Origin of the sequence: Aliiglaciecola sp. NS0011-25 (assembly GCF_040370605.1) — a bacterium.
GTDB lineage: Bacteria > Pseudomonadota > Gammaproteobacteria > Enterobacterales > Alteromonadaceae > Aliiglaciecola > Aliiglaciecola lipolytica_A.
On record NZ_BAABWR010000028.1, the window covers coordinates 29163 to 52448 of the forward strand.

16 protein-coding genes are annotated in these 23286 nt (G+C 40.4%); 13 read left to right on the forward strand and 3 right to left on the reverse strand.

Features of this window, described 5'->3' with window-relative positions; translation table 11 throughout:
* Positions 1-232 precede the first annotated feature (232 nt).
* From ABWV72_RS19250 to ABWV72_RS19290, 9 genes are all read left to right on the forward strand, one after another.
* Positions 233-1135 carry a LytTR family DNA-binding domain-containing protein gene (locus ABWV72_RS19250; RefSeq protein ID WP_303571379.1) on the forward strand — a complete coding sequence of 301 codons (903 nt, stop codon included), beginning with the start codon at positions 233-235 and terminating at the stop codon, positions 1133-1135.
* A 57-nt stretch (positions 1136-1192) separates the two neighbouring features.
* Positions 1193-1582 carry a VOC family protein gene (locus tag ABWV72_RS19255; RefSeq protein WP_353372459.1) on the forward strand — a complete coding sequence of 130 codons (390 nt, stop codon included), beginning with the start codon at positions 1193-1195 and terminating at the stop codon, positions 1580-1582.
* A gap of 186 nt (positions 1583-1768) precedes the next feature.
* Positions 1769-3643 carry a sigma 54-interacting transcriptional regulator gene (locus ABWV72_RS19260; protein ID WP_252728674.1) on the forward strand — a complete coding sequence of 625 codons (1875 nt, stop codon included), beginning with the start codon at positions 1769-1771 and terminating at the stop codon, positions 3641-3643.
* Positions 3636-6212 carry a TonB-dependent receptor gene (locus tag ABWV72_RS19265; RefSeq protein WP_353372462.1) on the forward strand — a complete coding sequence of 859 codons (2577 nt, stop codon included), beginning with the start codon at positions 3636-3638 and terminating at the stop codon, positions 6210-6212. Before ABWV72_RS19260 ends, ABWV72_RS19265 begins: the two co-directional genes overlap by 8 nt.
* Before the next feature lie 84 nt (positions 6213-6296).
* On the forward strand, positions 6297-7511 hold the full coding sequence (locus ABWV72_RS19270; protein ID WP_216046369.1) for a CaiB/BaiF CoA transferase family protein: 1215 nt from the start codon (positions 6297-6299) through the stop codon (positions 7509-7511).
* Positions 7504-8403 (forward strand): hydroxymethylglutaryl-CoA lyase, encoded by a 900-nt coding sequence (locus ABWV72_RS19275; RefSeq protein ID WP_216046370.1) that lies wholly within the window; start codon positions 7504-7506, stop codon positions 8401-8403. Before ABWV72_RS19270 ends, ABWV72_RS19275 begins: the two co-directional genes overlap by 8 nt.
* Positions 8404-8464: 61 nt before the next feature.
* Positions 8465-10537 (forward strand): hydantoinase/oxoprolinase family protein, encoded by a 2073-nt coding sequence (locus ABWV72_RS19280; protein ID WP_353372464.1) that lies wholly within the window; start codon positions 8465-8467, stop codon positions 10535-10537.
* Positions 10538-10549: 12 nt separating this feature from the next.
* Complete coding sequence (locus ABWV72_RS19285; protein ID WP_353372466.1) at positions 10550-12400, forward strand: hydantoinase B/oxoprolinase family protein; 1851 nt, start codon at positions 10550-10552, stop codon at positions 12398-12400.
* A 280-nt stretch (positions 12401-12680) separates the two neighbouring features.
* Positions 12681-13061: a glutathione S-transferase N-terminal domain-containing protein gene (locus ABWV72_RS19290; RefSeq protein WP_353372468.1), complete on the forward strand. Its 381-nt coding sequence runs from the start codon at positions 12681-12683 to the stop codon at positions 13059-13061.
* Positions 13062-13100: 39 nt separating this feature from the next.
* On the opposite strand, the gene ABWV72_RS19295 is transcribed toward ABWV72_RS19290, so the two are convergent.
* Positions 13101-14207 carry a DUF2891 domain-containing protein gene (locus tag ABWV72_RS19295; protein ID WP_353372470.1) on the reverse strand — a complete coding sequence of 369 codons (1107 nt, stop codon included), beginning with the start codon at positions 14205-14207 and terminating at the stop codon, positions 13101-13103.
* A 275-nt stretch (positions 14208-14482) separates the two neighbouring features.
* On the opposite strand from ABWV72_RS19295, the gene ABWV72_RS19300 reads away from it, so the two are divergent.
* The 3 genes from ABWV72_RS19300 (at position 14483) to ABWV72_RS19310 (ending at position 17144) form a co-directional block, all read left to right on the forward strand.
* Positions 14483-15406, forward strand: a complete 924-nt coding sequence (locus ABWV72_RS19300; RefSeq protein ID WP_353372472.1) for a hypothetical protein — start codon at positions 14483-14485, stop codon at positions 15404-15406.
* Positions 15407-15601: 195 nt separating this feature from the next.
* The gene (locus ABWV72_RS19305; RefSeq protein WP_353372474.1) at positions 15602-16240 is read left to right on the forward strand and encodes an NAD(P)H-dependent oxidoreductase; all 639 of its coding nucleotides are present in this window, start codon (positions 15602-15604) and stop codon (positions 16238-16240) included.
* A 298-nt stretch (positions 16241-16538) separates the two neighbouring features.
* Entirely contained in the window at positions 16539-17144 is a 606-nt protein-coding gene (locus ABWV72_RS19310; protein ID WP_353372476.1) for a cytochrome b, read from the forward strand.
* A gap of 447 nt (positions 17145-17591) precedes the next feature.
* Here ABWV72_RS19310 and ABWV72_RS19315 read toward each other — a convergent pair whose 3' ends face one another.
* Positions 17592-18101, reverse strand: coding sequence for a prepilin-type N-terminal cleavage/methylation domain-containing protein (locus ABWV72_RS19315; RefSeq protein WP_216046378.1), 510 nt, complete (start codon positions 18099-18101; stop codon positions 17592-17594).
* Between the two features lie 195 nt (positions 18102-18296).
* On the opposite strand from ABWV72_RS19315, the gene ABWV72_RS19320 reads away from it, so the two are divergent.
* Complete coding sequence (locus ABWV72_RS19320) at positions 18297-19196, forward strand: TIGR01777 family oxidoreductase (protein ID WP_353372478.1); 900 nt, start codon at positions 18297-18299, stop codon at positions 19194-19196.
* Between the two features lie 403 nt (positions 19197-19599).
* Here ABWV72_RS19320 and ABWV72_RS19325 read toward each other — a convergent pair whose 3' ends face one another.
* Positions 19600-22758 carry a putative Ig domain-containing protein gene (locus ABWV72_RS19325; protein WP_353372480.1) on the reverse strand — a complete coding sequence of 1053 codons (3159 nt, stop codon included), beginning with the start codon at positions 22756-22758 and terminating at the stop codon, positions 19600-19602.
* Positions 22759-23286 lie beyond the last annotated feature (528 nt).

Here is a 23286-nt window from a genome sequence, read left to right on the forward strand (position 1 = left end):
GCAATTTATCTTTAAACACGAATGTCCATATTGTCGATATTTTTCAGTTAGATAATAGTTTTACATTGAAAACAAAATGAGAAAAAGTGGCATTAGATTGTGCCAATTAATCAGCACTTATTCCGTGAGTGCTATTCGCGCAGCGCAAGTTGTTGCATTCAATTGTTTGTTTTATACATATTATAAAACGATGAATCTAGCTGTTTTATAATGATAAGGGCGCTGGGTACTAATGATGTTTAAAAAAGTATGGCAATCTATTTCCTTGGCAATACAAGATCGAACAATTCTTTCGTTTTATATTGGTATTCCTTTGGGGTTAGGTTTGTTTTTTGCACTATCTCAATCTGGTACTGAACCCCTTGTTGGCATTGAAGGCCACTTAGTTTACTGGCTAGTTTCAACCCTTTTGTCATGGCAGTTTTTAGCGATAGGTAGCAAATTGGTGGCTTTATTTTTAAAACCATTAGGAGCTCCCTTCTTAGCTGTTCTCATACTTGGATTTGCCATTGGTATTGCTCTTTGGATTCCAGCTAGTCATTTTAGAGATTTTCTAGTGGGCGATTTTGTTCAAGAAGGACATGTTCTAAAAAGCACTTCTCGATATTTGGATATAGTCGTCACGATCTCCAATTGGTTACTTGGAGTTAGCTTATGGGTTGCTGCTAATTATTTTTATTTATTTGTACTGGGTGTCAGCAGATTTAATTATTCCGCGGACAGCTCGAAGGTAAAACGCTTTCGAAATTGGCTACTGAACACCGTTAATGATGAGCAAACTGATTTCATTATGGTCGATCAATTGCCCCGACTGCAAAGTCGACTGCCAGCCCCCCATCAGCAAAGAATTTTAGCCTTGATAGCAGAGGATCACTACACACGGGTGGTTCTGGGTTCAAAAGAAGAGCTAATTTATATTCGTTTTAAAGACGCAATTGGCGAAATGTTTGGGCAAGACGGATTTCAAACTCATCGCTCGTATTGGATTAGTTCTGACGCAGCAAGTAGCTATCGAGAACAAGGGCACAGCGCTTCGATAAAACTGTCTAACGGCAGAGTTATACCCGTTAGTCGATCATTCAGACATGCAGTTAAAGCAAGATTTGATACATCAGGGCACGCGCAATTTATTTGATAGACAATATTTTACTCAACGCTGCTTGCTTATAGCCGCTAATCAGGAGAGTACATTTTGATCACTCATATTCATCATATAAATTTTGTTGTCGCAGATTTAGACAAATCGGTTAGCTACTTCCAAACATTGTTAACTCAATCAGCGACGATTGAAGAATTACCTCAAAGGCTGGTTAAAACAGCTCGCTTTAAGGTCGGTGAAAGCCTGTTGGTTTTGGTACAGCCTTTGAGCAACGAAGGGGTAGTGGCGGATATATTGACAAACAAAGGTGAAGGTATTTTTTTGCTTTCATTTGCCACAGAATCAATTGATGAGTCACTACAAAAACTCGAATTGAACAATCTGGAAAAAAGAATGGGTCTGCAACAATGGTCAATCTGCGATCTTGCAGATCACGATAAATTCGGGGCTATTTTACAATTGACTGAAACACCGAAAAGTTGAATTTCAAAATGAATGATTTTATTTCAAAGTGATATTTTTTATTTCAATTTGAAATTTTCAACCTGAAAGTGAAATTGGGTTTTAAATTAAAGTGTTGATATTTAAGGTTTTTTAAATTTCATTGTTTTTGGCATGAACCGTGCTATGTTAATTTGCTAACAATTTTTACTTTCAGGTTGCAACAAATTGATAAAGCAAAGTCAAAAAATTCGCATTCTAATCTTTGGCCATAAAGAATTTAGCCAGTTGGTTAGTAGTGTATTAGAAGAGTTTGAAGAGCATGCCGAATGCAAAGTCGTAGATGCGATTATTGGCACTATTCATGAAGCTAACACTCATATTCATGTTTTCAAACCTGACTTAGTTATAAGTGCAGGCAGCAATTCGGCTTACTTAAAAACAACCTTAGATGTACCTGTCTTGTCTATCCCCGTGACAGAGTCAGATATCGTTAGTGCTGTTTTAAAAGCATCAAAGGTGAGTAAAGATATCCATCTTATTACCTACGATGACTACAGCAGTTTAGTTAGCCTGTTAAACACAAGCACTTCAATAAACATCACTCGTCATCAATACGAAACAGCTGAAGATGCTAAACAAATGTATCAATTGGCACATTTAACCTCCGATAATGTGGTGGTGGGTGCCAGTTTGGTATGTGGTTTGGCGTTATTAGACAACATTAAGTCATTCTTAATTTATTCTAAAGAATCCTGTCGTGCAGTCTTGAAAGAGGCGGTTATCCTTGGCCGCAAGCAACGGGATTCAATGCATGCAAAAGTTATTTATAAATGGTTAAGTGAAGACTCCAAAACCCCGATTTTAGTGGTGGATAACTATACTGATGTTTTGACGTCCAATGCCATTGCAAAAACAGAATTTGCAATTGACTCGAATAACAAACAAGAGATTTCAGATTTGTTGCATAGCAGTCAATTTGCTGATGTGTCGGACGGTAAGTGTCGGTTAAATGAAACTGATTGGTGGTTTCATAAAGACACCATCATGATGACCAATAGTCAGTTTGATATCTACCAATTTTATGCCCAAACACCGCAAATACTGTCACCTAAGAAAAACCAATCCCTTGAGCAACCGCTGATTTACAAATCCAAAGTGATGACGGATTTGATTGAACGAACTGACCTGTATGCGAATTCTCCCAGTCATGTGTTGATTATTGGAGAGTCCGGTACTGGTAAGGAAATGATAGCTAAGCGTATTCACCAGAAAAGTCAGTTTGCCGATGGACGTTTTGTCGCAATTAACTGCGCAGCAATGCCCAGTGAGTTGTTTGAAGGTGAGCTTTTTGGCTACGTGGAAGGCGCATTTACCGGTTCTAAGCGCGGCGGCAAACACGGTTTGCTATATGAAGCGGAAAATGGCGTGTTATTTTTAGATGAGGTGGGTGAGTTAACCTTACCTCAACAAGCCAAATTACTGCGCGTTATTCAAGAAAAAACCTATCGGCCCATTGGCTCTCAAAAAGAATTTAAAGTTAACCTCAAAGTCATTGCTGCCACCAACCGACCTTTGGCCACACAAGTGAAACAAGGCTTATTCAGAGACGATTTATATTATCGCCTAAATGTTTTAAGCATCAATGTTCCCTCTTTAAAAGAACGTCGGGATGATATTGAAAATATCACCAAAAATAAACTGACAACTCTTAATTTTGGTAGCTTGAGCGATGATGTTATTCAGCGCTTAACCCAGCAATTAACGCCCATCTTTACCACTTATGATTGGCCAGGAAATATCCGAGAACTGGAAAATATTGTTGAGCGCTTATTAGTTTATTGCTCAGCATTTCAAGATGTGACCAGTAAGCGAGTGTCGCAATTATTGATTGAGCTAGCTCCCGAGCTATTTGAGCTAAGTGGGACCGAACAAACTGGCGCAATCGCAAAAAATGAGCAGGAATTGCTAAACCAGGCAATGATGAAATTTAACGGGAATAAGGAACTGGTTGCTCAGTACTTAGGAATTAGCCAAACCACCTTGTGGCGAAGATTGAAACGCAATAATAAAAATAACCAAGAGGGAACACAACATGCTTAGATTTACCCGAAATAAGTTAGGTAATGCTATAGCGATATCAATGTTAGCAAGTTCAACTACTTTTGCCGGTGGTGCCCTTGCGCAAGATAGCCAAGCTGAAGAAGAGACTATTGAGTTAATCAGTATCTCGCGAAAACGTCCAGAGAGCTTACAACAAGTACCTATCGCTGTGAGTGCATTATCCGCCAGAGATATCGAAACTGCGGGGATCGAGCGTCCCGGTGATTTTATCTCGCTTGTGCCCAACGTGAATATTGTCGACACGGCAAACGTAGGTGACACACAGGTTAATATCCGCGGTATTGTCTCCACTCGAGATGCTGAATCAACCTTTGCTTACGTGGTAGATGGGGTGTTGATGACCAATCCAAACGGCTTTAACGGAGAGCTGCTTGATATTGCCCAAATCGAAATTTTGAAAGGCCCACAAGGGGCATTGTATGGACGTAATGCGGTTGCTGGTGCGATTCTAGTCACCACCACTTTGCCTAGCGATGAGCTTGAAGGTAGCGTTAAAGTGGCGGTTGGTAATGCTGGCGCCCAGCGTATAAATGGTATTATTAGCGGTGGTCTAAGTGAAACAGTCAGAGGACGAATTACCGCCAGTTATAATACCATTGATGGCCATTACGAGAACATCTTCACCGGTGAAGACTCGGTAGATTTTCTAGAAGATACCACCCTTAAAGGGCGCTTAATGTGGGATGTGAGTGACGATCTTACTCTTGATATGAGAGCCGGCGTTTCTAGTGTTAAAGGTGGTGCTATTAACTTTAATGCAGTGTTCGCTTTACCTTCATTTGTTGAGGCATTTAATCAGCCCGCCTACAATGCCGACGTTAATGATCATGACTTCATTTTTGCCTTCAACGTACCAGGTGAAAACGAGCAAGACAGCACTGAACTTTCGATTAAAGCTGATTGGGATTTAGACGGTTACGATGTTACCGGTGTGTTGTCGTATAACGATCTTGAAGAAACATTATTATCAGATGGCACCAGCGCTTCCTTTTATGGCTATGAGTTAACACCTCAGTGTCAAACTGATCGTGCCACCCTGAATAACACGCCAACTGCGTTAGGTGGTGCTGATAGAACCGATTTGTTTGGTGAATTTTTCGCACCCTTCGGCATCTTTCCTCCCGGCGTCGAGTTTACCGGAGTTTACGGTCCATATACTCCAACCTCGTGTGACGGATATCAGTATCAAGAGCGCAGTCAATCCGATTTCAGTGGTGAGTTAAGAGTTACCTCTGATGACGACAGTGCTGATTTACGCTGGATTGCCGGTCTGTATTTCGCTGAAATTGACCGTGATGTAGTGGTCGCCTATGGTGCTGATCAAGGCCAAGGGTTCTTGCGTCAATCCTATGTGCCTGCATCTGGGCCTAATCCGACCGATTTATTGTTCGATGATACTTATGACACATCGGTCTTGTCTGCGTTTGGTCAAGTGGAATATGACGTTTCCGAAAAACTAGAAGTATCTGTTGCCTTGCGTTACGACCATGAAGACAGAACAGTATCTAACAACGTGCCATATGTGACCGCGTCTGGCCTTAACATTAATACTATTGTTGATGGCGAAGTTGGACTAATTAACCCTGGACTTGCTGGTAACCCAGATGGTATTCCAGACCGCAGTCGCTCATTTGCCCAATTCCAACCCAAAGTTACTTTAAGTTATGAATTATCCGATAACGTTAATTCGTATGCCAGTTACGGGGTCGGCTTCAGAAGTGGTGGTTTTAATTCACTGGGTACCCAAGCCACTTTAGATTTTTGGTTCAACAGCTCAGGTACTGGTAATCCTGGTGATGCAGTGGATGCACAATTATTGGTAACGGATGATTACGATAAAGAAGTTACCACTAATATAGAGTTGGGCATCAAATCTAAATTGCTGGATAACAAGGTTCGCTTGAATGCAGCGGTGTTCAAAACCAACGTTGAAGACAATCAGTTTTTCGAGTTTTTCGCCGGACCTTTTGGTTTGTTGCGTGCTGTGAGTACTATTGATGAGCTTGAAATTCAAGGTTTTGAACTTGATGTAACCGCGGATATTACCGAGAGCTTTAAAGTGTTTGCAGGGCTTGGTTTACTTGATTCAGAAATCAAAGAAAACCGCAGTCGTCCAATCACTGTTGGCAACAAAGCGCCGCAGTCACCTGATACAACCTACACATTAGGCTTTAGCTATGAGAAGCCTATCAACGATGAGTTTTGGGTAACCACTCGAGTGGATTATCAATACACCGGTGAAACCTATTTCCACACCTTACAAGGTGAAGAAACGCCTACAATTTGGGACTTTTTCGGCACCTTAGGTGGCGGTGTTCCACCGGGCCCTCATTCACAAAACTTCAATAATGCTAAACGTGATTCATTTTTTACCGTCAATGCACGCATTGCTCTAGAGGCGGATAACTGGACGTTAGCGATTTACGGCAAAAACATCACCGACGAAGAATATTTACAAGAAGTCATTCCTGCACCTGAATTTGGCGGATCTTTTATCCACCCTTCTGCGCTTGCTGAGTATGGCGTTGAATTCGCTTATAACTTTTAAGCACATTTTAAGTGACGGGTGATGGCACCCTACAGTGCCGTGACTCGTCTACTTTCAGGACACAAAAATACATTGGAGAAAAGAATGAACAAGCCGCTTTCTGGTATACGTGTAATCGATCTAACACATATGTTATCAGGGCCGTATTGCGCTATGTTATTGGCTGATTTAGGTGCAGAAACGATTAAGGTCGAACCTCTACAAGGGGAAGGAACTCGCAAGCTATTAGCCAGCGATCCGAAAAATTCGTTAGATGGAATGGGGGCTTACTACATTACATTAAATCGCAATAAACAAAGTATTTGTATCGATTTGAAAAGTGAAGAAGGCAAACAAGTCTTTTATGAATTAGTGAAAGAGTCAGATGTTGTGGTGAACAACTTTGGCGCTGGCGTTCCTGACCGCCTGGGTATTGATTACAACACACTAAGTAAAATTAATCCTCGCATTATCACTTGCAGTATTACTGGCTTTGGTAGCAGCGGCCCTAAATTTAAACGTCCTGCTTTTGACCAAGTTGCTCAAGCTATGGGTGGCGGTATGTCAATCACTGGCACCGATCAGACAAACCCGGTAAGAGCTGGTATACCCATTGGCGACTTAGGCGGTGGCATGTTTGCGGTAATGGGAATTCAATCAGCCATTATTGAACGGGCAACTAGCGGCAAAGGGCAAGATGTGGATATTTCCATGCTGGATTGCCAAATTTCAATGCTTAATTACATGGCCACCATGCACTTTTTATCTGGTGAGAACCCATACCCAATTGGAAATTCGCATTTTGTTCATGTTCCTTACAATACCTTTCAAACCTCTGATGGTTTCGTGGTTATTGCAGTGATCACTGACAATTTCTGGAAAAACCTAAATGAAGTGGTTAAGTGCCCTGAGTTTGACGACAGCAAATATGACGGACAGCCAGGTCGATGGGCAGACAGAGACTTCATCAATGCAAAATTAAACGAGATTTTAAGTCAAAATACCTCGGCTTATTGGATTGAACAGTTGGAAGCCAAGCGTATTCCTTGTGCGCCAGTGAATAACTTGTCGCAAGCATTAAGCGATGAGCAAGTATTGCATCGCAACATGGTCGTTGAGTTAAAACATCCTGATGGAAAAAGTACTAAAGGGCCGGGTAACCCTATCAAATTCTCACGTACTGATGAGGAGTCTTTTTCGCCTGCCCCTGTTCTTGGTCAAGATACCCAGTCGGTTTTGACAGAGTTGCTGCATATGTCTCAAGAACGCATCGATTCACTTGTTCAAAGTGGTGCAATTAAAGGGGCTGGTAATGAGTAATCGAGTCTACATTAACGATGTTGGCCCTCGTGATGGCATTCAAAACCAAGCCAAGGTGCTAACTCCGCAACAACGCTTGCAACTTATACAGGTTCTTACAGATGCGCGCCTAGATGGTGTTGAAGTGGGGGCGTTTGTATCGCCAAAAGCCGTACCAGCTATGGCTGGAACCGATGAAATCTGTCAACAACTGCCAAAAGCAGATTGTCACTTTTCTGCGCTAATTCCCAATATGAAAGGGTTTGAGCTGGCGCAAAAAAATCAGATCAAATTGGCGTCCTTAGTAATGGCTGCTTCGAACACCATGAACGAAAAAAATATTCGTATGGATAACCAGCAAACTCTGAGCATGATTGAGCAAGTTATCGAAGCAGGTAAAGGCACTGATGTTGAATTACAGGTTTATTTAGCAACTGCTTGGGAATGTCCTTTTGAAGGCATTATTCCTGTTGAGCAAGTTATCGACTTAGCTGAAAAGTTAATCAATATGGGCGCGTCGCGCTTGGTTATTGCTGACACTATAGGTGCAGCGGATCCTCAAGGCGTTGTTGAATTGATGCTGCCACTTATTGAAAAGTTTGGTGAGGACAAAATAGCTTGCCATTTTCATGATACTCGCGCGATGGGCTTAGCTAATGTATACGCCGCTTTAACCGCAGGCGTAAGAAGATTTGACGCTTCAATTGCTGGTTTAGGTGGTTGTCCATTCGCCCCCGGCGCCAGTGGTAATGTGGCAACAGAAGATGTGGTAATGATGTGCGAGCAAATGGGCTATGAGACAGGTATTGATATGCCAACCTTATTAGCTGCTTCAGATCTAGCCGTAGAGTTAACGGAAACCGCTAAAGGCGGTAATGCAAAGACGTGGTTGCGTAAAAAGCATCCTGCATAAAAATAATAATAAAACCTTAAATAAAAATATTTAAAACAAGAATTTGAAAAAGGAAAACGTTATGAGTTATCGATTAGGTGTTGATGTAGGAGGTACTTTTACAGACCTTTTGCTAATCAACGAAAGCAACGGTGAAACTCACACTGCGAAAGTTCCCTCTACACCACATGATTCATCAGTTGGCGTATTAAACGGTATCGCTCGAATTTGTGAAGAATCCGGTATTGATCCTAAACAAATAAACCGTGTTATGCACGGTACTACGGTTGCAACCAATGCCGTTCTTACCGGTAAAGGTGCCAAAGTAGGTCTAGTCACAACCCGCGGATACAAGCAGGTATTGCAAGTTGCTCGATCTTTTTGTCCTGGCGGATTAGGTGGTTGGGTAAGCTTTGTTAAAAAACCATTATTAGCACCGTTAGAGCTGACTATTGAAGCAAATGAAAGGATGGATGCTGATGGTTCAACTTCTGTTGAGTTGGATGAAAATGCATTACTTGAAGATTTACGTAAACTAAAAGCTACTGGTGAAGTTGAAGCGCTTACCATTTGTTTTATTAACGCATACGTAAATGGTGACCACGAAAAACGCGCTAAAGAAATAGCCGCTACCGTGTTTACTGATGTTCCTATTAGTATTTCCAGTGATATCGTGCCAGAAATGCAAGAATATGAGCGTACAGAAACCACGGTCGTGAATTCTTACGTTAGACCTGAAGTGGCTCGATATGTTGATAATTTGCAAGCTTCATTGCATAAAACCATGGGTGAAGATCTGCATTTATCGATTCTTCGTTCAGATGGTGGATTGGCCTCGGCTAACGCTGCTGCGGATAACCCAGTAAATCTATTGATGAGTGGCCCCGCTGGTGGTGTTTCAGGTGCTATTCACTTTGCCTCTGCAGCAGGTTACGACAACATTCTGACCTTTGATATGGGCGGAACTTCAACGGATGTCGCGCTAATTCAAAACTCCAAAGCTCGAATTAGACGGGAAACACGAGTAGGTGATGTGGTTGTAAGAGCTCCTTCGGTTGATGTGCGTACGGTTGGTGCTGGGGGCGGCTCTTTAGCCTTTGTTCCTGAATTAACCAAAGCATTACGTGTAGGTCCAGAGTCTGCCGGTGCTAAACCAGGCCCTGCTGCTTATATGAAAGGCGGTGTGGAGCCAACAGTGTGTGATGCCAACGTAGTGCTGGGGTATTTGCCTTCTGACGTGCAACTTGGCGGAAAAATGGCAATTGATAAGTCCGCGGCTGTTGCAGCGGTTAAAAAAGTGGCTGATGCAATGGAGATATCTGTTGAAGAAGCCGCTGAAGGTATCATCCGCATTGCCAACGAAGCCATGTTCGGTGCGTTACGTTTAGTTTCGGTCGAGCAAGGTTTTGATCCAAGAGATTTCGCGCTAGTTGGCTTTGGTGGTGCCGGTCCCCTTCATGCTAACGCACTGGGCATTCTAACCGATTCTTGGCCAACCATTATTCCTCCTGGTCCAGGTGTATTATGTGCTTACGGTGATGCCACCACAGTGGTAAAAGATGAAGCGTCAAAAACCTTTGTTACGCTAATTAAAGATACCGATAAGGCGTCATTAACCACACTATTTGAAGAGCTAACCGATAAAGCTGCATCAACTCTGATTGCTGACGGTATTAGTAAAGACGATTTAGACGTGACCCTTCAAGCTGATGTGCGCTATACCGGTCAAGCTTTCCAATTATCTATTGAATGTTCAAAAGCAGACTTTGAAGCCAAAGGGTTGGATCTATTGATCGACCGATTTGATGAAGAACATACACAGTTGTTTACTTTCGCCTTAGATGAAGGTCATGAAATTGTGATGGTGCGAGCTATCGTTTCCGCTTCTTCAACAGCATTGCCTCAAAACAAACAAATCACTCAAAAATCTAGTTTAGCGGATTGTAAAATTGCCGATTCAAAAATTTATTTTGAAGGGCAATATCATCAAGCTGCGATTTATGAGCGAGGCAAAATGGGGATTGGCTTAGAAGTGCCAGGACCATGTATTGTAGGTGAAATGGATTCGACAACTGTCATTTTACCGGGTTATGTGGCGACAGTAGATTCTGTGGGTAACTTATTAATCAACCCTGTTAACGCCAGCAATAAGTAGTAGGAGAATAGAATGAATAAAATTATTGAAACTAATAGCACTCCTCTTAAACGTGTTGATGCAGATACGGTCACCGTCGATATTATTGAAAATGCATTAAAAAATGCCCGTGAAGAAATGGATGCCGTGCTGTTTAGAACCGCAATGAGCCCAGGTATCCGTGAACAAGGCGACTGTTTCCCAATGATCGCTAATCGCGACGGTAAAATGGTGGTTGGTCAGTTTGGCTCGTTTATCCATGGGTTTATGGAAGCATTTACCGGTCAAATGGAAGAGGGCGATGTGTTACTCACTAACGACCCTTACATGTGTAACGCTGCGGTGTCTCACTTACCCGACTGGTTAGTACTTGTGCCTATTTTCCGTGAAGGACGCCACATTGCATGGTCTGCCATGTTTGGTCACATGTCTGATAATGGTGGTATGGTGCCAGGTTCAATCCCAATTAAAGCCGAGTCTATTTTCCAAGAAGGGATACGTATTCCGCCAACCAAGCTGTATAAAAAAGGCGTATTGCAAACCGATATACTTGAACTCATTTTGCATAACGTGCGTACCCCGCAGTGGAACCGGTTTGATTTAAATGCGTTGGTAGCTGCCTGTAACACAGCATCAAAACGAGTGATTGAAATTGCCGACCGTTTTGGCGATGACGTGTTTTATTCCACGATGGAAGTGATGTTAGAGCGTAACCATACTGCCATGTCTGCCATCATTAATATGTTGGTACCTGAAGAACCTCGGGTGTTTGAAGATTACCTATGTGATGACGGCGTGGGTAAAGGGCCATATAAAATTCGTTGTAAAATGTGGCGTGAAGGTGACAAGGCTATATTTGATTTTGACGGTACTGATCCGCAAGCAAAAAGCTCGATTAACTTCTACCTCAACGAAGATATGTTCAAAATGTTCTTCGGATCTTTCACCATTAACTTAGTGGATCCGCAGATTCTATTTAACGATGGTTTTTATGACCTAGTTGATGTGCGTATTCCTCAAGGCAGCCTATTAAAACCTAATTATCCGGCAGCATTGTCGGGAAGAACCCATGCATTGGGCAGAATTTTTGATGTCATGGGCGGTTTGTTAGGACAGGGGGCTCCTGAAGCGATGAATGCCGCAGGCTTCTCAGACTCTCCCCATTTGTTTTATTCTGGATATGATGATAAAGGCGAGTGGTTCCAACTGTTTCAAATTGGTTTTGGTGGTATTCCTGGACGCCCTGCTGGAGATGGTCCTGATGGACACTCATTGTGGCCAGGATTCACCAACGTGCCGAATGAGTTCATTGAAGCCTATTTCCCATTGCGGGTAGAAGCATACGAAACCATACCTGATTCGGGTGGCGTAGGTTTGCATCGCGGTGGTAATGGCTTGTCAGTGGGTTATCGTTTCCTAAATGATGGCCAAATTGCAATTCATGACGATCGTTGGTTAACCTATCCATGGGGTGTTAATGGCGGTGCGCCTGGAATGCGTTCCACTAAACTCCTGCAACGAGCTGATGGTAGCGAAGAAACCTTGCCAGCAAAATGTGAAGGTATTGAAGTGAAAAAAGGAGATATCCTTTACTTCAATACGTGGGGCGGTGGCGGATGGGGAGACCCACTTCTTCGTGAACCTCAATTAGTGCTAGACGATATAAATCGTTCGCTAGTCACTATTCAAGGTGCGTTGGGATATGGCGTTGTAATCAACGACGATCTGACTATTAATGTTGAGGCTACAGCGGATTTACGCGCTAAAATGGCTGCTGAACGTGGCGATGTTAGTCTGTTTGATTTCGGTGGCGATATTGCTGATATTAAAGCTCGCAGTATGCAAGAAACTAACTTGCCTGCACCACAACCTCCAGAGTTTTAAACAGACCCAAATTAACCCATAACAGCGAGTTTTGGGTTCTTTGAAATTGCCTAAGTGTGGTCGGTATACTAACCGACCACACTTATTTTTGCAGATCCTAGCTAAGGAGAAATTTAACTTTTTACTATTAACAAAGCTAACGATCACAACCACTTTTAACCTTCATTTATCGTCCAAAAATCACTGCATAGCTAATATGAAAATGTTCGTAATTCACAGCGGAATTTATGTTGTTATGAGTTTATAATACGGCCTCAATTTTAAGGGTAGTAAATATATTATGTCTTTTTTAGTCAATTTCGTTCGCAATTTTCTGGGCTGCATCATTGCCCTGGTTGACATTATCACTCGTCCACAAAAACAAAAGCGCAGCGCGCAAGCTCAGCAACAAGTAGAACAAGAAATTCAGTCTATGGCTTTGTACCAGTTTTTTGCTTGTCCTTTTTGCATTAAAACCCGCCGAGCATTGCATCGCTTGAATTTGCCTATTGAAACGCGCAATGCCAGCAAAGGGAGTGAATTTCGAACTGAACTTGAACAACAAGGTGGTAAAACCAAAGTACCTTGTTTGCGTATTTCACAAGACGATAAAGATACTTGGATGTATGAAAGCAACGATATTATTGGTTACTTAGAGCAACGCTTTGGTGCGGTTAGTTAACCTTAACGATTAAGGCTTTCATAAATTGAAAGCCTTGTTCTAACGTATTCCTCGTTCGGTTTCTAAGTAAGTCGCGAAACTCCCTAGCCAGTGACTCCCCATGTAATGCATGTCGTGTATGACTGAGTCGATACCTGATTTTTTATGGGCTTTTGCTGCATTTAGAATAGACGCTCTGCGAGGATCATCAACGTTTAAAGCAGATGCTATACCTTCTAACATCCATGCTCTGCTTAAATTCAAACCATCTAGGTGAGCGAGTTTGCCATCACTTTTATCCACCACTGTGGCTACATCTAACCATTTCGCATTGCCATTGTTGGGGATGATGGGCAAAAACGCCGATAACCATTTTGCATATTGCTCAGAGGGTAACACCCGTCGCATTAAGTCTGCCTCAGCAATGCATGGGGAGAGAAAATCTTGTCCTGATGGTTCATACGCTAGGGGACAATTGACATCATTGATGTATAAACGGGTAATGTTCGCCTTCAATAACTCACTAAACTCATTATTTTTGGCCGTCGCGCTCCAGTCCAACATGAGCCCGAACGCAAATGCAGTTTGGCTATGCTCGCCAACACGGATAGGAAATGAGAGCTTAGGCAACCAATCGCTTACGTTGGCCACTATTTTGTTTTCTAGAGGAGTTAATATATTTAACCAGTGTTTGGCTTTTGGATTATCCCATTCACGCAATTCGGTGGTTAGCTGCAAAAACCAAGCAAGTCCATAGGGGCGCTCAAAACTGGTGCCCGTATCCGCACGATTGAAATACGCCAACTCCGCTGCTAAATTTTGTTGGGTGAAACTTTGATCCAGGCTTGCCATTATACTTTGGTAATGAGTTGAGTCTGGGTATTGGCTAGCAATACGGGTCAGTAACCAGTGCCCATGTACTGAGGAATGCCAATCAAAACAACCATAAAATGCCGGATAAAGTCGCTTGGGTGTTTTTACATCTTCATCACTGGTCATCATATGTTTGATGATATTAGGATATTCTTTATGTACACACTCGAGGGCAAGTTCGGCAAACCGGTCAATAACTTCGTCTTTGCTTGGCTCGATGGTATTTGTACTCGGTGCGCTTACCGCAGCACTGCAATAAATGCCAAACAAAAAATATATCGCTTTGATTTTCATAGTTAATTTTCATTAATTGAAATGGTAGCAGGAAGCTTGAGTCTAACTGCTATGAGTATTCTCTGCAACGGGATAGTGCTGTATTGGTTTTTTGACCTTATTTGCGGAAGTTGAGCAGTCCAACTCTATTTATTCCCTATCTTAGACTACACTTAATGCTGCAAGAAATTGCAAACGCAACTTTAGTCAATGCTGATGTCGGCTTACTTCAAACCAAAGAGGTTTTTTCATTTTCGTAAGTGCGTACTACTTTTTATTCATGGAGCAGAAAAGTTATGATTACAGATGACGTAAATAAATTAGTATCCAACAATATTTTCAATCAAACCGCAATTAAATTAAAACCTAAGCAGTGCAATAAACACAGGATTGTGAATCTGTCAGTCACATCAGATAGTGTTGTCGGCAGAGCCGTTATCGTAACTGATCGGCAAACTCATCACATAGAAGTTGAATGGGGTGATGGACAGACAAGTCGTCTCAACGTGGGTTACGCTAGCCATTTCGAAATCTCTGCATTTGATGGAGATAATGGCTTGCAAGCAGGAACTTACGAGTTTTTTCATAGATATGATGTTACCTATGTGGAACATATGTACGCTGAAGGGCTCTTGGTGCCAGCGCCCACGGACTATGTAGTGGTTGTTAAAACCATTGATTTCAACGGTCTGCTCGATTCCACCGCGGCAGATATAAGAATTGAACCGAGTTATCAACTCAATTATTACCAACTCACCGTAGGTCTTAAAAATAAATGCGACGGTGGTGGGGTTAATGAATTTACCATCAGCCAGTTCGAAGGTGGTGAGCTTTTAAAAGAGTGGGAATGGCATCCGTCCGATGATTTCATCTTCGCGATACCAACCTATCGAGTTCCCGATAGTCAAATAAGCCAAGTGTTTACCGTAACTGAACCTGAAAACCCGCATAGAACAACGACTCCGCAAATTCGCTTTTATTTTGTTGAGTTCGACCGATGGTACAATGATAGAGGAAGTTTGGGTTATCGGAATGGTCTCACAGACTATTTAAGTGGTGAACAGGAAAAAGCTTCAGGTACGTTGGAGGGGGAGATTATTATCGAAGATGAAAATCCACTATGGGACAGCAGTTGTGATTTGATGTTTAAGGTTGATTGGGAAATAAATTTGTTAGTTCCAATGCCGGTTAGTCAGCCATTATCATTTTCGCCCAACTGATTATAAAGACTCTGTTCAAAAATGACTTTCATGCCAACTTAATTAGGTTGGCTTTTTACTTGTTTATAGCATCTAATCGAAAGAAAATAATATCCTCAACCTTTACTCTTCTATAATTCCTCTTCTGATAGATTGAAATTACCGAAAACGGCCTCACTTTTAGGACTCGCAAGTAGAATAATTATGGAGTAACCGATGTCGAATTTGGTAGAAAAGTTAAATTGGCGTTATGCAACAAAAAAGATGGACGCGAGCAAAGCGGTCGCCGAAGATAAAGTAGAACGGATTCTTGAAGCTATACGTTTAACGGCGACCTCAAGTGGTCTGCAACCCTATGAAGTCATTGTCGTAAAAAATCAAGATTTGCGTGATCAAATTGTACCCCACGCTTTTAACCAGACACAAATCTCTGACTGTTCACACCTTTTAGTGTTTGCGGCCTGGGACAATTATACCGAAGAGCGCATTAATCATATGTTCGATTTAGTCAATGAAGAACGTGGCATTATCAATGAAGGCTGGGAAAACTACCGTAAAATGATTTTGGCTACTTATCCGCCAAGAGATCCAGAGATCAATTTTCAACACGCAGCTCGCCAAGCATATATCGGTCTTGGTACAGCTTTAGTTGCTGCCGCTGAAGAGGGAGTTGATAGTACTCCTATGGAAGGTTTTGTACCTGAAAAAGTGGATAAAATTTTAGGTTTGACTGAACGCGGATTGCGCTCGGTAGTATTATTGCCTTTGGGTTATCGTGCAGAAGAGGGCGACTGGCTTAAAAACCTGAAGAAAATTCGTCGGCCTAAGCAGGATTTCGTCACTGAAATTGACTAATTACCTTAAACTTTTTTAAGTGCTACAAAGTGCAGAGTTATTTAATAGATAATTCTGCATTTTTTTTGATTATCTGAAAGTCGTTCGCGCAGCGCGAATAGTTTTCACGAAAAAGATAACTGTTGGCGAAAATACGATAGACTTTTTCTCTCTTAAAAGATGATATAACCTCGGGTAAGTTGTTATATCAAGTGCAATTTAAGTTGCACGTCAAACCAATGAAGCCCTTCTAATACTTCACGTAATGAGCAACAAATCAATAATTGCGAATTTCATTTTATTTTTATAGAGGCTTAACATGTTACAAAATACAATAACGTCATGGGGGAGCGTTTCAAAATCATTACATTGGGTAGTGTTGCTGCTAATCATTGTTGAAGTTGCTTCAGGTTTTTTGATGTCAGCAACTTATGGGTTTGCTTTGAAATACCCAGACGTGAATTCTTTTCATGACGTCATCGCACAAATTCATCATACCAATGGTTTTGTTTTATTGTTATTGGTCTTTTTTAGATTAGCTTGGCGGTTGATGGGGGTTGTTCCACAGCTTCCTTCCGGTTTTAGTCGTTTCAAACAGTGCTCAGCAAAACTAACACACGGACTACTTTATGCGCTTTTGTTATTGGTGCCGCTATCTGGATGGGCAGCGCTATCAGTATTAGCGGATTCTGCTGAATACGGCGTAACACATATATGGTTCTTTACAACGGATGGGGTAATTCCTCCTATTCTTCCTATCCAAGACATAAACAGTATGTTCGGTTACTCCTTTTTTGGAAAAACCCACCGATATTTGCTTGTTGCAGGCGGCGTGATTCTGGTCATTCATGTCTTTGCGAGCCTATGGCACCACTTGGTTGAAAAGGAGCAAATCTTACTTCGAATGTGGCCGGGTGGCCGCTGAAATGAAAAGAGTTAGAGTCACTTAATTTTATCGCTTTTAATAGAATAATTGATTCTGGCTGTTTATTGCTTTTTGAGTAAAATAGTGTCTAAGTCTATTGTCAAAAGCCAAGTTCAAATTCTCGCTGAGTTTCAGCCAGAAACTGTCTCGCCTCTTTACATCTAACCGAGTTACCATTCCACCTTATCTCACATGTTTGGCCTGCATTACTGCTACCTGTAGCCACTTTAGATAGGTGCGTATCTCTTAATTTGTCTAACTGTTTACTAAAAAATAAGTGTAAATCTTGGGTAGAACCGACGATAGGTTAAATATCTTCTTTACTGCCTTGAAAGCTCTTTGTTTAAATCCTAAATTTTAAACAAGGATTAGACGATCTTGCTGGAAGATTGAAGGCTTTTAAGTAACAGCTTTAATGTTCCAGCATCTAATTCATTATTGAGTTTATTAACATCCAGATGTAACAAAATCATAAGTTGGGAGTTCGTTTGCGCCCGCTGGTGGAATATAGGTGAGGTAACAATTCGGGCTTCTAAGGGGGATGTTATTATTAGTAATCCCACTGAACCCAACAATTCTTGAAGGGGAAACGAAGAATTGTCCACCGCCAAAGGTGTCACCATAAGCCCATTCATCATTTAACTGAAGTGCGTTAGCAATGCCGGTTGTTCGGTTTGCACTTGGAAATCCATAAACTGTAGAAATATCGTCCACGCCGTCACCGTCAAGATCTACATTGCCCTCGGCGTCGTTAACAACACCTTGGATTATTGCTTTAGCATAAACCAAGTTTACCGCTCCGCTTGCTGTTCCTGCCATACCTTCTAAAACAGCTTTGTTCGCATCCGAACTCAAATTGATAAATTTGGGAGCTGCCACCACAGACAAAATTCCAAGAATCACTATTACAATAATCAACTCTATTAGGGTAAACCCCTTAGCTTTTTCTAATTTCACTACAACTTAACCTTTCCTGTACATCAATGGGGGGTATTTTAACCCACCAAATATTGACCATCTATTATACTTTGGATTATTCACTTTTGTTTTAACTGTGTGCCGTTGCTACTTGGATCAAGTAGGTTGCTAGCATGGTGAGAAGAATTGATCCGTTTCCAATGGACTTGCTTACAAACGAATAAAGGAAAATAGATGAATTTGCTAATTACAGGTGGCAGCGGACTGATAGGTTCAAAGCTCGTAAAACATATCAAGGCTGAAAATCAGCTTACGATATTAACAAGAAATCCCAAGATTTCTGAAGAAAAACTTGGAAGTGGGCTAACGTATATTTCGAGTTTAGAGCACTTGTCTAATTTGAACGACTTCGATGGCGTGATTAACTTAGCTGGCGAACCTATTGTAAATAAACGTTGGAGCTGCGAACAAAAAACGATTTTAGAAAACAGTCGCTGGGAAATGACTAAAAAGTTAGGGTCATTGTGTGTGGCAAGTCAAACTCCTCCTAAATTCTTCATTAGCGGATCAGCTATTGGCTTTTATGGTCGTCAAGACGTACAAATTATTGACGAAAATTTTGATAAACCCAATAAGGAATATAGTCATAGTTTGTGTGCTACTTGGGAGAAACTTGCCTTAGACATTGAAACTGAAGAAACTCGGGTATGTGTGCTGCGAACAGGTATTGTTTTGGCTAGAGATGGCGGCGCTTTAGAAAAAATGCAACTACCATTCAAATTGGGTTTAGGTGGACCAATAGGGGCAGGGGACCATTACATGTCATGGATTCATATCGACGATATGGTAAGGGGCATAGTGCACCTAATTGATAATGCCGGCTGCACAGGAATTTACAATTTTACTGCCCCTGAGCCCGTTACCAACAAACAGTTCTCAAAGGCATTCGCCAGTGCATTGCATCGCCCTTGCATATTATTTACTCCAAAGCTTGCACTAAAACTCGCAATGGGCGAAATGGCTGATTTACTGATATATGGTCAAAGAGTTATTCCAATGCGATTGCAAGAAAGCGGATTCCAGTTCAAATGTGCCAAAATAGAAGATGCATTCACTGACTTGTATAAGGATTGAATTAATTCGTTTGGATTCCTTATACCACGGTTTCAGTTCGTATGGTCGGTCAGCGTTATCTAGATAGTATTACAATATGTGTCTGGACAGTCTTCTAAAGGCATAACAACGTTGTTAATAGCAGAACAAACAAAAACAGGGAGTTTTCCTTTCAGCATGTGTATCGATTCATGCAGTTGGTGGGGAGTATACCAAGACTTTATGTTTGATTGGCAATTAGCATTACAACAGAAATGAATAATTTTACGTGGTTCGTGATGGGGTAACGGCAAAGTCAGCACATACAGGTTAAGGCTGACTTTGCTAAACCCGACTTATTAAGTATCGAATTTGTACATATGGTTATCTACGCCACTATTGCGGCTGGAATGACTTCACTCAAAGAATAGCAATAAAGTAATGCTTAGTTGGCTGCTAGGTTTTTGAGATCATGCCCGCTTTTTGTTGTTTTTATCATTGATTTACTGGCCCTGAAAAGTATTAATAATGCAAAGGTTACCCAGCTAATAACACCGCCACCTCCACCATCAGATATTGTGGGAGTAGTGGTTGTTGGAGGTGTCGATTGATTTTCATCACCTTGAATTTTTAGTGAAAACTGATTGGTTTTCACTGTTTCTTCACCATCAGAGATAACCACCTCCATCTCATAATCTTCGGTATTTGCATTACTAGGTACGGAACCGGTGATATCGCCACTTTGACTGTCAATAGTTAACCATTGAGGTGCGCCCACTAAGGAATACTCTAGTTTATCTCCGTCTAAATCTGTCGCTCGGGTGGGAATATAAATATATTTATTGGCAACGGCTTCTACATCGTGGGTAATATAAGACTCTGGTAAATTGTTAGCAAAACCATTTGTGCACTGGTTATTATTAAATATGGCCAACTGCTCAAGACAAGTAGATGAAAGGATTAATAACTCATTGCCAATCAAGTGTGTTTGATAATCAATATAATGGTAGCCATTGAGGTATTCCCAATCACCGTTATGATCTATACCAATCTGTGCATACTCTGACTCTGAAACTGGTGCATTAGCGAACAAATCTAAATCTACAATTTTGTTGTGTTCTGGCATATAAATGAAAAGCTTAGTATTCGTACTGCCAGATAGCTCCGTTCCCATAAAGAAAAGCCAACCTTTTTCATCCTTGGAATGCGTTTTAATAAATCTAATTTCTTTTGGATACCTTTGCACTTCAGTTAAGGTGTTATTAATCATTTTGAAAATAACAGTTTCGTTAGATTCTGAATTAAATTCACTGTAGTAAACCCCCGTACTATTAATATGTAGTCGATCAAAGCTCCCATCGTATTTGCCTATATAATCTATATCTCTATTTTGTGAATTGTATCTATATAGTTCATGACCGTATGGCGTTGAAATAGTACTTTGGAAATATAAGTCGTTATTTACTTCAAGGGAACTACTGGGAGATATTCTAGGTATTTCTCTACCTGCAGTTGTTTTGTCTAAAGGAGTAAAACGTTCCGTATTACAATCATATATTTGTGGATTAGTTGAATGAGGCATAAGCACTAATCCTAATTCATAGAAAATATAAGAAGAGGTGGGATCTGCTATTTTATTTATATCACTCGAAGATAAAACTTCGAATATTTGCTCAGTCCGTCTATTTATATATAAAAATTTATTTGCACAACTGAACATATAAAATGATTCAGGTGTTTCAAGTAAATTTACTTGTGAGTCGTTGATATTAACTAAGCCTGCTTTTCGACTTTTTGTTTCCACATACAGAGTATTGTCTTTAAAACCAATGACGCGATTAATTTTATTGTCATCATCGTCGGATTGAATTGTCGAATGTAGTTTAGTTAGTTGTTGACTAGTTAAGTTATACTTAAAGGTATTCCTATCTTTCAATTCAGAACCAACAGAGAAAAAAAGATTGTCGTCAATTACTAAATCAATCGTTATATCATAGGTAATTTCAATGCCGTCACTTAACGATTGATTCATCACCGGAGTCATTGATAGTTCCTCATTCATCAGCCAATAGTTGTAGTTAGGATCTGAAGATTGGTTATTGCCGAAGCTACCGCTGCCGGATACAAAGCTATCGAAAGCTTTCAAGTCTCTATTGTCACGGGAACCACTGTTCGTTAACCCTTTGTGTATCGTAAAAGCATAATCGATATCTTCACTAAGTGAGTTATAAACATAGTAGCCTGCGTGCATAGTTGCTGATTCTGTATCGTGAGCAAGATAGAGTTCGTTATTGTGCATGAATGTTGTTGTTCTGTCTGGAGCGGTAGTCAGTTCTTTATTGGTTATTGTATTATTTTCGGAATCATAAATAGTGATAAGCGCGCCTTGAAGGGCATTAAAACGAGGAAACAGATAGACCTTACTTTCTGATTTACCTAAAAAAACATTTCCAGATTGATTGTAATTAGTAGGTATATTGACGTTTTCAACCGTCGTTAAATCATCAGTTTTTTTCGATAAACTAAAATACTCATTAATTGAATCGATACTTACTTTGTTGATAAAAATATGATTATTCGTGTTATAAATTTTTAACTCTTTAGGCGTTTTTAGTTGGTCATCATAAAGCTGAGTAAGGCTGTATTTTTGTGTATCAAATTTATATAAATCAAGAAGCGGCCAGGCTCCTTCGCCTTCCTGTTGAATTCGCATTGCTATAAAATAAAGTGATTGTTCTCCTTCTATAACGCCAAAATGTTGTTTTAGACTAATCCAAGGCCCCTCATAAACAGTGGTAAATTCTTCAGTAAGTAGGTCAAACTCATATAGTAAAAATGCATCATCAGTGGCTTCGTAAAAATAAAACGCATTTTTAGTTTTATATAAAAGGTTTTTAATTTTATCTAAAGAAATAAACTCAAGTTGTTTAAACCCCTGACGTGTCCCATCCGATATGTAAACGTGTTCATCACTAAGCACTATGACTTTATCTTCGCTAATAATTGCCTCTCTAGCCCGCTCGGAAAAAGGAAAAAATGTCTTTGAAACTTCATAAAACTCTTTTTCAGCTGAATCGTAAAATGCCACTTCGAATGGATCGCTATCAAAAACGAAATTACCATTGGATAGTTGTTTAATATCCTGAAAACTTATTATTAAATTTTCCTTATTTATGGTTTCGTTCAATGCCCAAATTTTAGTTCCCTCTTTAGTGCCATCGGTAATATAGTAAGTTGAATCACTACCCAGTATAAATACAACTTCATTCTCATTGATTTTATATAATTTACTATGTGGCTGGTTACCGCAACTACTAAAGGTTTTAGTGTTTTCCCATAGTGGAGTTGGTGTACGTTTTCCCTTTGATAGTACCCAAGGGTTTAAGCCTGTTTCATCGCAACCAAAAAAAATACTTCCTTTTTCGATTTCTACTATTTTTGTCTCATCTAAAGGAAAACCATTGCTGCTTTGAGCATTCGACATAAATAGACGTTGTGAATTGTATTTATTAAAATCCTTAAAAGTAATTGCTTCTTTGTAGTAAGTGGCTTGAGCGGCGAAGGGAAGTAGAGTCGACAAAAAAACGATTAACAACCGAAACATTTTATTTCCATATAAATTACTGATTTCTAAGATGCCAATATTTTCAGATTTACAGATTTCAATCAAGTGTTAATGTGTTGTTAATCAGGTTTGTTGGGTTAAAGTGGCGCTTTTAAATTTAAGGTAACTTCAAATACGCAGTCCAATAACGAAAGATAAATGTTAGAAAAGCTAGGCCAGAATTATTTATCTAGCCTGAGCAGAGCACTATGTAGGTATGGTTATCTACGCCACTATTGCGGTTGGAATCACTTCTCCAAATAAATAAAAATAAATAGACAGTCATCAAAAATAAATAGACAGTCATCAAAAATAAATAGACAGTCATCAACAAAAAATAAAATAAATAGACAGTCATTACTAGTCATCTATTGATTTGGCGAGTTTCATTAAGCTTTGGAACAATTAAAAATAAATAGACAGTCATTACAAAATAAATAGACAGTCATTACTAGTCACCTACCGATTTGACGAGATAAATTAACCCTTAGGAGCAATTTAATGGGTGCGAAAATTAGAATTTTTGAT

Coding starts and splice junctions, on each gene's coding strand:
- ABWV72_RS19300 (WP_353372472.1), top strand. CDS start 14,483: ATGATTACAGATGACGTAAATAAATTAGTATCCAACAATATTTTCAAT.
- ABWV72_RS19295 (WP_353372470.1), bottom strand. CDS start 14,207: ATGAAAATCAAAGCGATATATTTTTTGTTTGGCATTTATTGCAGTGCT.
- ABWV72_RS19265 (WP_353372462.1), top strand. CDS start 3,636: ATGCTTAGATTTACCCGAAATAAGTTAGGTAATGCTATAGCGATATCA.
- ABWV72_RS19270 (WP_216046369.1), top strand. CDS start 6,297: ATGAACAAGCCGCTTTCTGGTATACGTGTAATCGATCTAACACATATG.
- ABWV72_RS19325 (WP_353372480.1), bottom strand. CDS start 22,758: ATGTTTCGGTTGTTAATCGTTTTTTTGTCGACTCTACTTCCCTTCGCC.
- ABWV72_RS19250 (WP_303571379.1), top strand. CDS start 233: ATGATGTTTAAAAAAGTATGGCAATCTATTTCCTTGGCAATACAAGAT.
- ABWV72_RS19285 (WP_353372466.1), top strand. CDS start 10,550: ATGAATAAAATTATTGAAACTAATAGCACTCCTCTTAAACGTGTTGAT.
- ABWV72_RS19320 (WP_353372478.1), top strand. CDS start 18,297: ATGAATTTGCTAATTACAGGTGGCAGCGGACTGATAGGTTCAAAGCTC.
- ABWV72_RS19310 (WP_353372476.1), top strand. CDS start 16,539: ATGTTACAAAATACAATAACGTCATGGGGGAGCGTTTCAAAATCATTA.
- ABWV72_RS19290 (WP_353372468.1), top strand. CDS start 12,681: ATGTCTTTTTTAGTCAATTTCGTTCGCAATTTTCTGGGCTGCATCATT.
- ABWV72_RS19305 (WP_353372474.1), top strand. CDS start 15,602: ATGTCGAATTTGGTAGAAAAGTTAAATTGGCGTTATGCAACAAAAAAG.
- ABWV72_RS19275 (WP_216046370.1), top strand. CDS start 7,504: ATGAGTAATCGAGTCTACATTAACGATGTTGGCCCTCGTGATGGCATT.
- ABWV72_RS19280 (WP_353372464.1), top strand. CDS start 8,465: ATGAGTTATCGATTAGGTGTTGATGTAGGAGGTACTTTTACAGACCTT.